Annotated in this window: 1 pseudogene; it reads right to left on the reverse strand. The window is 64.2% G+C overall.

The window, feature by feature from the left end:
* Positions 1–163: 163 nt before the first annotated feature.
* Positions 164–482, reverse strand: a pseudogene (locus tag AC1DRP_RS36860) (capsule biosynthesis protein); the annotation flags it as partial.

Genomic DNA, 482 nt, shown 5'->3' on the forward strand with positions numbered 1-482 from the left:
GTGCCGGCGCCGCCTCATCCCGCAAACCGCCGGCAAAGGGGGCGCCGTGGACGGTTGACCGTCACCGGCGGACGGAAACGAGGCCGGCGCGGCGGGGAAAAGGCAGGTCATCGWCCGCGTCGCACCCGGAACACCTGACGAGGGCGCGTTTCGGGACGGGCTCTCAGACGTTGTCCAAACGCGCCTTGGCACCAAGGTAACCCCCATGGTGCCGGAGGCCATAGTCCTTTMGCGTAAAGCCACGCCGCTCCATGACGATCAACGCAAGGGCATCGGCGATTGCCGACATGACGGCAATGCTCGCGGTCGGGGTCAGTCCCAAGGAACAGGGTTCCGCGATCTGTCCCATGTCGATGATGATATCGCTCACAAGACGAAGATCGGACTGGGGATGCGAGGTAACGGCGATGACCTTGTGGGGCCCCAGATGCCGGGAAAGTTCCACCATCTCGACCACTTCGCGCGTTTTGCCTGACGTGGAG

This window comes from Allobosea sp. 01N443 (genome assembly GCF_056399325.1).